Genomic DNA, 508 nt, shown 5'->3' with positions numbered 1-508 from the left:
AAAAGGATTGTTCTAAAACGCAAATTTCGTTTCGTATATCCAGTTTTCAAGGATCAAGGTAAATCATATGGTGGAGCCAAGGAGGATCGAACTCCTGACCTCCTGCTTGCAAGGCAGGCGCTCTCCCAGCTGAGCTATGGCCCCAAATTTCACCCCAAACAGTGAAGTGATGCTCCGAAGTCAATTCCGAATACTTTTCGGGGACCCCGGTAAAAAACATCTTCATGTTATGGGAAATATGGTGGGCCCTAGTGGACTCGAACCACCGACCTCACCCTTATCAGGGGTGCGCTCTAACCAGCTGAGCTAAGGGCCCATAACAAATATTCATTTGTGCACCCGAAAGTGGGTTGCGCTTGGCAGCGTCCTACTCTCCCAGGACCCTTCGGTCCAAGTACCATCGGCGCTGGAGGGCTTAACGGTCGTGTTCGGGATGGGAACGAGTGGAACCCCTCCGCCATCGCCACCAAACGCTTGAGAGCTTGAACTCTCAAAACTGAGCAACGAG

Annotated in this window: 2 tRNA genes and 1 rRNA gene; all 3 read right to left on the bottom strand. The window is 51.6% G+C overall.

The window, feature by feature from the left end:
• Positions 1–68 precede the first annotated feature (68 nt).
• Positions 69–144, bottom strand: a tRNA-Ala gene (locus C812_RS01170).
• Positions 145–239: 95 nt separating this feature from the next.
• A tRNA-Ile gene (locus C812_RS01165) sits at positions 240–316 on the bottom strand.
• A 38-nt stretch (positions 317–354) separates the two neighbouring features.
• A 5S ribosomal RNA gene (gene rrf, locus C812_RS01160) occupies positions 355–471 on the bottom strand.
• Positions 472–508: the final 37 nt, after the last annotated feature.

The sequence above is a fragment of the Paenibacillus barengoltzii G22 genome, assembly GCF_000403375.2.
GTDB classification, from domain to species: Bacteria; Bacillota; Bacilli; order Paenibacillales; family Paenibacillaceae; genus Fontibacillus; species Fontibacillus barengoltzii.
This window is presented reverse-complemented; position numbering and strand designations above follow the sequence as displayed.